Genomic DNA, 10,509 nt, shown 5'->3' with positions numbered 1-10,509 from the left:
TTTTATTGGTCTCAAATGGAGTTAAAACTATAGTACTTTAGTGCATGTCGCTTTCAGCTTCTAAAAACTTTTGACACGAACCAGCCTGCCGGCTGGCAGGTTTCACGAATTCACACGAATTCAGTTTTACCATATTTCACGAAGCAAACTTTCAGTCTGCCAAAGCGAACCTATGGACTTCCAGTCCATAGGAGTGGTTTATTTTTATAGATAAATAAAGCTTTGTTTCGTGATTTTATATGTTAAAAATAAATTTAAAAAATACCATCATAACACAGCATTTGGGGTACATGATTTCGAAAAAAGGTTTATTTTAGCAGCAAAATTTTATTTATGGCAGGCAATTCCTTTGGAAAACTATTTAATTTAACAACTTATGGAGAATCTCATGGTCCTGCTTTAGGGGGCGTAATTGATGGGTGCCCTCCCGGAATTGAATTAGATTTGGATGCCATTCAAAATGAACTTAACAGGAGAAAACCGGGTCAGTCAGCTATAGTTACGCAACGAAAAGAACCGGATACCGTTAAATTCTATTCCGGTATTTTTGAAGGTAAAACGACAGGGACGTCTATTGGTTTTGTTATTGAAAATACCAATCAGAAATCCCATGATTATACTCATATAAAAGATAGTTACAGACCTAGTCATGCCGATTATGTGTACGACAAAAAATATGGTTTTAGAGATTATCGAGGTGGTGGACGTAGTTCTGCAAGAGAAACCGCATGTCGTGTGGTGGCAGGAGCTGTAGCAAAGCAAGTACTTAAAGACATTGAGATTACGGCTTATGTTTCTGGAGTTGGTACTATGAAGCTAGGCAAACCATATACCGAATTAGATTTAACAAAAACAGAATCGAATATTGTAAGATGTCCAGATCAAGCTATGGCAAAAACTATGGAAACTTACATAAAAGAAGTGCGTGGTAAAGGCGATACGGTAGGAGGTATTGTAAGTTGTGTGATTAAAAATGTACCCGTTGGTTTAGGAGAACCTGTATTTGATAAGTTACATGCAGAATTAGGTAAAGCCATGCTTTCTATTAACGCTGTTAAAGGATTTGAATACGGTAGTGGATTTGAAGGTAGTACGATGTATGGGAGCGATCATAACGATTCGTTTAATAACGATGGTACCACTAAAACTAATTTTTCAGGAGGTATTCAAGGTGGTATAAGCAACGGTATGGATATTTATTTCAATGTAGCCTTTAAACCAGTAGCAACACTTATTCAGAAATACGAAACTATTGATAAAGAAGGTAAAACTGTCGAAATGCAAGGTAAAGGTCGTCACGATCCTTGTGTGGTTCCAAGAGCTGTACCCATTGTAGAAGCGATGGCTGCGTTGGTTTTAGCCGATTTTTATTTGATTAATAAGATGTATAGCTAATAGCTATTCTTCGTTTTCTATTATATCTTTCTTATACTAAAGATGATTAAGTATCTGAATTATATGTTTAATAGATCTTAATTCAACTCCAGACCAAACATAATTCTAAAAGAAAAAAGATAAATTTTCTTGGGTATGGTCTAAAGACTTCTATCGGGGCTAAAAAATACTTATCTTGCTGTGAAAATTTACAATTAATTATATAGAAATATTACTGCATGAAAAAACTAGCATTACACTGGAAGATCATTATTGGTATGGTTCTAGGAATTATTTTCGGATTTATTATGAATTCCGTAGGAGGAAAGGGTTTTGTAAGTGATTGGATTGCACCTTTTGGTACCATCTTTATCAATCTACTTAAACTTATTGCAGTACCATTAATTTTGGCTTCTTTAATAAAAGGGATTTCAGATTTAAAGGATATTTCTAAGATTAAAACTATGGGTTTACGCACCATAAGTATTTATGTGGGAACAACCTTAGTAGCCATAATTATAGGCTTAAGTATTGTAAATACTATAAAGCCGGGAGATGGAATGCCCCAAGATACCATAGAAAAAATTAAATCAAAATACGAAAATGATGCAGGTGTTGCTGATAAACTTACCAAAGCAACAGCACAAAAAGATGCAGGACCACTACAACCGTTGGTTGATATTTTTCCAAGTAATATATTTAAAGCATTAGGAGAAGCCAAGATGCTTCAGGTTATTTTCTTTGCGTTATTTGTTGGTATTTGTTTATTATTAATTTCTGAGAAGAAGGCTAAACCCTTAGTGGATTTTTTCGATTCGTTAAACGAAGTCGTCATGAAAATGGTCGATCTTATTATGCTTTTTGCACCTTACGCTGTATTTGCTTTAATGGCTAATGTTATTATTGCTTTTGATGATACCGAAATACTTCTAAAACTATTAAATTATGCCCTATGTGTAGTAGGCGGTTTAATTTTAATGATTGGTTTTTACCTCATTTTAGTAAGTGTTTATACCAAAAAATCACCTATGTGGTTTTTAAAAGAAATAAGTCCTGCACAATTATTAGCTTTTTCAACGAGTAGTAGTGCTGCAACCTTACCGGTTACTATGGAGCGCGTAGAAGAGCATCTTGGCGTAGATAAAGAAGTGTCAGGTTTTGTTTTGCCAGTTGGAGCTACCGTTAATATGGACGGTACCAGTTTGTATCAAGGCATTGCAGCTGTATTTATTATGCAAGTTATTTGGCCGGAAGGTTTAACATTTACCAATCAACTAGTTATAGTTGCCACAGCATTATTAGCATCAATTGGGAGTGCTGCGGTACCCAGTGCTGGTATGGTTATGTTAGTAATTGTTCTAGAATCTATTGGTTTTCCAGCAGAATTATTACCTATCGGATTAGCTCTTATTTTTGCGGTAGACAGGCCATTAGATATGTGTAGAACCGTTGTAAACGTTACTGGTGATGCTACTGTATCTATGATAGTTGCTAAATCTTTGGGTAAGTTGCACAAACCACAACCTAAGGAATGGGATGATAATTATGATAAAGTAAAATAATACCTTTTTTTAGTGTTCAGTGTTCAGTGTTCAGTGGGCAGCATGATAAATGATACTCAAAGTAACGTTTTGTCATGTCGAAATGAGGCACGATTGAGACATCTCATCATGTTTGGTATTAAACAGTGTAAAGTAACTAGTATTCAATTTAAAACTTTGAGCATTAACGCCTTTATATAAAAATAATGAATTCTAATATTTCAATTTCATCACCTATAGTTTCGGTAGAATGGCTTCATAATCATTTAGAAGCAAGTAATCTTGTTATTCTAGATGGTACTATAAATAAAGTGTTCGATCCATCACAAACTCAAATACCAAATTCACGATTTTTTGATATTAAAAAGAAATTCAGTGATGTTAATGCACCATTTCCAAGTACATTTCCATCGCCAGAACAGTTTCAAAAAGAGGCTAGAGGCTTAGGAATCAATAAAAATAGTGCTATAGTCGTTTACGATGATAAAGGTATTTACTCAAGTGCCCGTGTTTGGTGGTTGTTTAAAGCCTTTGGCCATGATAATATTGCTGTTTTAAATGGTGGATTTCCAGCTTGGAAAAAAGCCAATTATAAAGCTGAGGCAATGAAAAGCTATGATGGTAAATTAGGTAACTTTAAAGCAAATCATAAACCAGAATACATGGCGTTTTTTGAAGGCATGAAAGTCGCTTCAGAAAATAAAACACACCATATCATTGACGCACGGTCTGAAGGACGATTTAAGAGCCTAAAACCGGAACCCAGAGAAGGTCTAAGAATGGGTAACATCCCAAATTCGGTAAACTTACCTTTTACAGATTTGTTAGATAATGGGATTCTAAGACCTAAAGAAGACATCGAAAAAGAGCTTAATAAGAGAGCCAAAAAAGAAGATGCTATTGTTTTTTCGTGTGGTTCGGGTATTACTGCTTGTGTTTTAGCATTAGGAGCTACTATATCTGGTTATAAAAATATTTCGGTGTATGATGGTTCTTGGACAGAGTGGGGGAGTTTGGTAGATGAGTGAACCATGGAAAGGGTTTTTCTAAAACAGTGTTTTAGTCTTAAAAACTTAAAGTAAAGTCTCAGAATATATAATATAAACTCTAAGACTTTTAAATTATTCGACACTATAAATTAACTCGTTTATACTTTGGGTACTTTAGTGTATAAGAAAAACTGAATTTATTAGAATAATTAGGTTTAAGGTTTATTTTCCATTTTAGAAGCCCTTTTTTTGAATCGAATTCTGCAACACCATAATCAATATCATCTACTTTAATCTCTCTATTTTGACTTACAGGAACTCTATCCATCAGAATTAAACTTATAGCAGATTGCTTATTGTTTTTTAATTCGATTTCATAATTTTTATTAATAATTTTATTGTTACCAATTAAATTGTTTTTCTTAAAGTTGTTAATTGTATTACGTTTTACCACAACATTAGGGTCTACTCCTAAAGAAACAGTAAGGCTGTCGGTAGTTGCTTGTGGGTTAATATTTGTTTTACCAGAATAACTTCCATCAAAATAAATATTAGCTTCACCGGGAAGTAAATTATATTGTTCCCAATCACTCATTTTTGCAGTTAAAAATACATTTTCATTAATCACGGGAGCTGCAAAGTATGCATAAGTAGCGGGTATTTCATACTTGTCAATTTCGATTACAGTAATATCTCCGTCTGAAGGAATGGTATATGATTTTTTAATTTCAAATCTTCGGTTTGTAATGCCTTCTTCAATAACATCTCCGTTTGATGTGTATGTTTCTTTTTTTGTGGTGACTAAAATAACACCATTGTTTCCTCTTGATCCATATACCGCTGTTGAGGCTTTATCTTTCAGAACCTCTGTTGATACAACTAAATTTGGGTCAAGATGTGATAAATCATTTTGGGAGCTTATAACCCCATCTATAATAATTAAAGGGTTTGCGCTATTGGTGCTATTAGAAGCCCCTCTTATTTTTACACCAGCAACACTTCCAGAAATGCTTCTATTTTTTGCTGTAGCATACCCGGTGACTACAACCTCATCTAGTTGCGCTATATCTGCCTCCAGATTAATATTCATAATACTAGAGTGAATGGGTAAGGTTTCAGATTTATAACCAATATAAGAAAAAACAAGCTCTTTTTCTCCGTTGGTTTTAATGGAATATTTACCATCAAAATCTGAAATAGCTCCATTTGAAGTGCCTTTTACTATAATATTTGCTCCTGGTAGGGGAGCACCAGTTTCGTCGGTAACAATGCCACTTACAGTTTGTACAAAAGGGTTGTATTTATAATTGTAATTTTTGGTGGCATTGCTACTCCTGTAATTACTGTATCTACTTATAAAATTTAAATATTTTGGATTTATTTCTGGCTTTTCGTTATTCGTATTTGGATCACTTGTAGATAGTGTTAGTTTTACATCATCCCAATTGCTCCCGGTACTTTGATAAACATGGGCTTTATAAGAAAGTTGCAACGGATTGTTAATCTTGTCTGCTTTTATATCATATATTGGAAACCATCCTGCATTATCAACATTGTATTTAATAATTAAATCTAACTGGCTTATTTTGATTGTATTAAGTTTTATAGTAATCTCTCCGGTTTGAACTTTGTCTACAACATTGAATTCTGTTAGTTGTTTTTGTATTTCTGAAATTTGCTCATCCATTTCCCGTTTCTTTTTATTAGATAGATGAATCAGGTTTTTGATTTCTGTAATGCGTTTTCTATAATAGTTAGCAAATTGCTGTAGTTTTTCTAAAGTAACGGCTTCATTTTCGTTCCCGATATGTCTATTATCATGAATGATTTTGAGCTCTTCTTCATAACCGGAAATTAAATCATCTTCACTTTGAATATTATCTTTAAGTACCATCATACGGTTTTGAAGGGTTTCAATGGTTTCTGACTTATTTTGTTTGGATAAATAATTGATACCATAATTAATAGATAAAATGGAGGCAGATTTTAATCCGGAAATTTGAATACTACTCTCTTGAATATTGGGAGAAAGTTTGTCAAATTTAAATGTGGTAGTACCTATGGGTAAAGTAATTTTTGCTGTTCTAATAATCTGAGCTCCGTTAACATAAACAGTAACTTCATTTATTGATGTTGATGTTGGTTTTTGATTGTTAGAAAAAGCAATTGTAGTTGTTAATAGAAGGAAATATAATAAATGTTTCATGGTATGATAGGTTTTAATTTATAATAAAACTATCATTATCCTTTCTAATCTAAAACTAAGAATGAGTGAATAGGTTATTCTTCAATGTGAAAGAGGTATTTGGATTAGATAAATAAAAATCACTTCAAAAACTTGCTTTTTAACTCAGGAGTAGGAATCATACAGGCATCCTTTTTACCATACCATTTATAACGGTTTTTGGCAATGTAATCATAAGCCCAATTTCGAATAAGAGGTGGAATAATAAAGAATATACCCATTAAACTTTGAGGAAAGCCTAAATGTATGGCAATTTTTAAAGCAGCAGTAGACTTTGAAACTATTTTGTCCTCTGGTGTGTATAATAATATAGAGTCTGTTTTGTTAGTATCAATATTAAAATGTTCAATTAAGCTTTTACCTACCTCACTTTGCAAAGCTGTAAACATAAAGGTATCTTTTTTGTCATGTTTTATAACATATTGTACGCTACTGTTACACAGGTTACAAACACCGTCAAAAAGAATTAATTTTTTGCCTTTTGGAAGTTTAAAATCCATAGTACAAAGATACCGCTTTACATGCTATTTAAAAAGTCGTTTAAATCGGTTTCCTTATTAAGACTCAACTTCTTTTTAAGTCTATATTTAGATTTTAATACGCTTTCAGGAAGCACATTAAGCATTGATGCTATTTCTTTGGTAGAGAGATTCATACGTAAAAAAGAGGCTAGGCGAATTTCTTTTTCACTAATGCTAGCAATTTGGTTCAGGGAATCTGATAATTTTAATGATTTCTTGAAGTATTGATTGCTTTTTTTTTTTATAATAGATACCGATTTTTAAATACTATTTAAACTTCATTTAAACTATATAGAGCACTTCTGTTTAAACTCAAGCTAATTATATAAAAAAACTCCGAAAGATATTATCTCTTTCGGAGTTCTTTATGTTATTATTGTTGTTAATTTTATTTTTTGATTATTTTTTTAGTATAGATTTTTGTTCCAAAATGTATTTTTACATAATATGAACCTCTTTCTAAATGACTTAAATCTAACGTTTCAATTTCATTTGAAATGTCTTTGATTAATAAAGTTCTTCCATTAATATCATAAAGATAAATAGTTGAGTTTTTAGCTCCATTAATAATAACTCTATTGGCCATAGGGTTTGGATAAACCAATAAATCATCAACAGATTTAGACATTTCTTCTACGGTAAGTTCAGTTATTGATTCTTTTGAAGCTATACGATTTGAAGAGGCAACTCCAACTTCCGTCATTGTAAACTCTAACGGTCCTCCTGTAAATGTATTAGGCACCATTCTCAAATTATCGTCACTATTCACATAAACCCTTTGAAAACTCTCTGGTCCCAAAGGCAAATTTAAATAATACGTACCCGTAGTTTCACCTTCAGGAAAATTAAATTGAGTCCATGTACCAGCTGAAGTTGTAGGATTCATATCAGGAACTAAGCTATTATCAGTACGAAAACGAGGTTTAGTTCCTCCTGCGACCCTATCAATATGCCAATTATCACCATTTTGTACAAACTGCCATTCTACATCAGCTCCTGTTGTTGTTGTCGGCACAAAATAAGCATCTTCATCTTCTCCTGTAGCGGCCAATCGTAAATTACTAGCTGGGTAATCAATATAATAAACTTTTGTTGGATCTGGCGTAAAATAGGTAACATTACCTTCTCCAGGATCAACGTAATCATCAACATCTATAATTTCAAACGACATCCAAGATCCTTTTAATGTTTCAGATACCATATTTATACCCTCTGCATGATCTATTTGAAGCCTTTCAAAGCCATCTGGACCAAAAGGAAGAGTTATATAATACGTTCCTGCTGTAGCTCCTTCCGGAAAATCAAAATAAGTCCATTTACCGGCTGAAGTTGTTTCCTGCATATCAGGATTAGCACTATTATCTGAACGTAAACGGGGTGTTGTTCCTCCTGCTGCCCTTTGAATATGCCAGGAGCCTCTGTTATGTTGTATAAACTTCCATTCTACATCAGCTCCTGTAGCTGATCTTGATGTGGTATAAGCATCTTCACTTTCTCCTGTAGCTGCTAATCGTAAATTATGAACAGGTGAATCTATATAATACGTCTTGGTTGGATCTGGTGTAAAATAGGTAACATTACCACAATCGTCATCATCGTCTTCATCTGGTCTGCCATCAGGGAAATATCGGTCTATAATTGCCTGCACTTCATCTTTAGCCGCCTGCCCTTCTGTTGCTCCATAACTATTCCAAAATTTATTTAAAAAGCGTTCATTATAACTTTGATCAACATTACTTGTATAGGTAGTATTTGCATTGTCTATAGCTGATTGTGAAAAATCTTGTAAACCAAAGGTTTGAAAAGCTTCATTGGTCATTGGAACAAGGTTTTTGTAATGTACTAATCTGTCATAAATTGCAGCGGACTTTTTTGCGCCAGATCCTTCAATAGAAGCTCCTATTAATCCAGGAAAATCAGGGTGCTTTCCCCAAAAATGAAGTAATGGACGTAAATCATAACCCGCAGCAACAGACATCCTTACTGTCCTGGTATCTGTAGGTACCGTGTTTACATTAATATTCGCAGATTCATAAGTACCTGCATCATAATCTTCATTTAAAGTTTCATAAAACTCTTCTAATACTTCCCACCCAAAAAGATCCACGATATCAACATACTTAGCATAACCTCTAGGTTGATAATGAAACTCTTGGCGATATTGTCCAGCAGTAGTACTCATTGGATTACCTAGTCTAAAATTCTCTGCTATCATCCAACTAATGGCTGCTTCATCAAGCGTATGGTCATATCCTGTTGTTGAAGATTCCTCAAAAGCTTCATTTAAACTAACTCCAAATTTCTTGTTATAAACTGCTACATATAAGAAATTAACAAACGCCTCAATTTCTCCATTAAACTTATAAATTCTTTCTGCATGCCCTAATTCGTGATAGAACGTATCTAGCTCATCGCTATGTGACCTGTCTGAAGGCCCTGTTACTAAGAAATGGTCGTGATTTCCATTGTAACTTGTATTAGGGTTATAAGTAATATTACATTGAGGATAACCAGGAAAAAATGCGCTTCCTCTAAATTGTAGATCTACTTGTTGATACGCTACAGTCTTTGATCTTAATAATGGTCTACCCAACATTTCAGAAACAGCATCCATTGATTTATCCCAATCATCCATTGCTGATGAAGGGTCACTTACATTATAAATCCATGATGTTGGAACTTGATGCATGACTTTATCTGTTTCAAAATCTGCCCATGGTGCTGGATGATTACGCTCTATGTTTTGCCAGTCACTAACACTTGTTTGATTTGCAACCGTATTTGCAAAATATGGAGAACGTACCACATTTTTAATAGTCACATTTACTATACCCAAACTAGATTCATAAGGAATATTAATATAAATACCTCCTCCTAATGGATTGGCAATTGTAACTGTTGTACTATTAATATCGTATAATTTATATACACGATCCATTCTTCTGATAGTAGGTTTAATAGAGTTGTTCCAAGTATGTGCTCCTACCAAAATACTTGCTCCTATTCCTACTAATGAACTTGGTACTGTTACTGTTGCTACACTTCCTGGTGCTAAATAACAACCTGTTGGCCTACGAGCATCTTCTGTCTCATAATTATACGGTGACCCTGCTACTGCTTGATGATTTCCATTTATTTTAACTGTATAGCTTATATTATTGTTTGATGGTGGACTTACTGCTCCAGGAAAATAAGATGATGTTTCAAATTTCACATCATTAAATATTGAAGGATAAGCCAGTAAGTTTGCCTCCGTGTAACAATAATCAAGAATGTGCTGTTGCAAATACAGCATAAATATCTCTAATTCATAACCTGTTGATGTCCTAGAAATTGATGTTGGGCCTGTAACAAAAAGAGGGCCTATTTCAGTTTCAAACAATTCAACAAGGTCAAATGCGGCATTCATAACTGTGGTATTACTAGACAAAAGCGACGCATTACTTTCTATAATGCCTTGTTCTGAAGTAATTTGAGTTCCACTTAACATTGTATTGCCCAAGATATGATCTGATATGCGGTTTAAAGAATTGATAAAGTCACTTTCATTGAAAATAGATAATCCCTCAAGGGTACAATCGATATCCGAATTATTGTCTAAATTCGAATTGGCAGAATAAGCTATAATGCATAATAACATTAGAAATCCTAGTAAATGGTTTTTTTTCATGATTTATAGTTTTGGTTTATTGATTATTTATATCCTGGCATACTTTCATATACAAGGTAAAGGGCTAATATCTATTGTTTTGGTGCGCACACAATAGTTTCTTATTTCTCTACAGGATTTGGATAAGATTAATTTGAAAATTTCTGCATCTTAATTTTCCTAAATAATC

At 33.5% G+C, this 10,509-nt stretch carries 7 protein-coding genes; 3 read left to right on the top strand and 4 right to left on the bottom strand.

Going from position 1 to position 10,509, the window contains the following annotated elements:
- Positions 1-333: 333 nt before the first annotated feature.
- The 3 genes from aroC to Q4Q35_RS02300 all read left to right on the top strand — a co-directional run bounded on the left by aroC (position 334) and on the right by Q4Q35_RS02300 (position 3,943).
- Entirely contained in the window at positions 334-1,395 is a 1,062-nt protein-coding gene (aroC, locus tag Q4Q35_RS02310) for a chorismate synthase (RefSeq protein ID WP_303276308.1), read from the top strand.
- Positions 1,396-1,613: 218 nt separating this feature from the next.
- Entirely contained in the window at positions 1,614-2,936 is a 1,323-nt protein-coding gene (locus tag Q4Q35_RS02305) for a dicarboxylate/amino acid:cation symporter (protein ID WP_303276307.1), read from the top strand.
- A gap of 185 nt (positions 2,937-3,121) precedes the next feature.
- Positions 3,122-3,943 (top strand): sulfurtransferase, encoded by an 822-nt coding sequence (locus tag Q4Q35_RS02300; protein ID WP_303276306.1) that lies wholly within the window; start codon positions 3,122-3,124, stop codon positions 3,941-3,943.
- 103 nt (positions 3,944-4,046) lie between these two features.
- On the opposite strand, the gene Q4Q35_RS02295 is transcribed toward Q4Q35_RS02300, so the two are convergent.
- The 4 genes from Q4Q35_RS02295 to Q4Q35_RS02280 all read right to left on the bottom strand — a co-directional run bounded on the left by Q4Q35_RS02295 (position 4,047) and on the right by Q4Q35_RS02280 (position 10,340).
- Positions 4,047-6,110, bottom strand: coding sequence for a mucoidy inhibitor MuiA family protein (locus Q4Q35_RS02295; protein ID WP_303276305.1), 2,064 nt, complete (start codon positions 6,108-6,110; stop codon positions 4,047-4,049).
- Positions 6,111-6,229: 119 nt separating this feature from the next.
- Positions 6,230-6,649 carry a thiol-disulfide oxidoreductase DCC family protein gene (locus Q4Q35_RS02290; protein WP_303276304.1) on the bottom strand — a complete coding sequence of 140 codons (420 nt, stop codon included), beginning with the start codon at positions 6,647-6,649 and terminating at the stop codon, positions 6,230-6,232.
- 17 nt (positions 6,650-6,666) lie between these two features.
- Positions 6,667-6,804, bottom strand: coding sequence for a hypothetical protein (locus Q4Q35_RS02285; RefSeq protein ID WP_303276303.1), 138 nt, complete (start codon positions 6,802-6,804; stop codon positions 6,667-6,669).
- Between the two features lie 254 nt (positions 6,805-7,058).
- Positions 7,059-10,340 carry a M60 family peptidase N-terminal accessory domain-containing protein gene (locus Q4Q35_RS02280; protein ID WP_303276302.1) on the bottom strand — a complete coding sequence of 1,094 codons (3,282 nt, stop codon included), beginning with the start codon at positions 10,338-10,340 and terminating at the stop codon, positions 7,059-7,061.
- Positions 10,341-10,509: the final 169 nt, after the last annotated feature.

The sequence above is a fragment of the Flavivirga aquimarina genome, from assembly GCF_030540835.1.
Lineage (GTDB): Bacteria > Bacteroidota > Bacteroidia > Flavobacteriales > Flavobacteriaceae > Flavivirga > Flavivirga aquimarina.
This window is presented reverse-complemented; position numbering and strand designations above follow the sequence as displayed.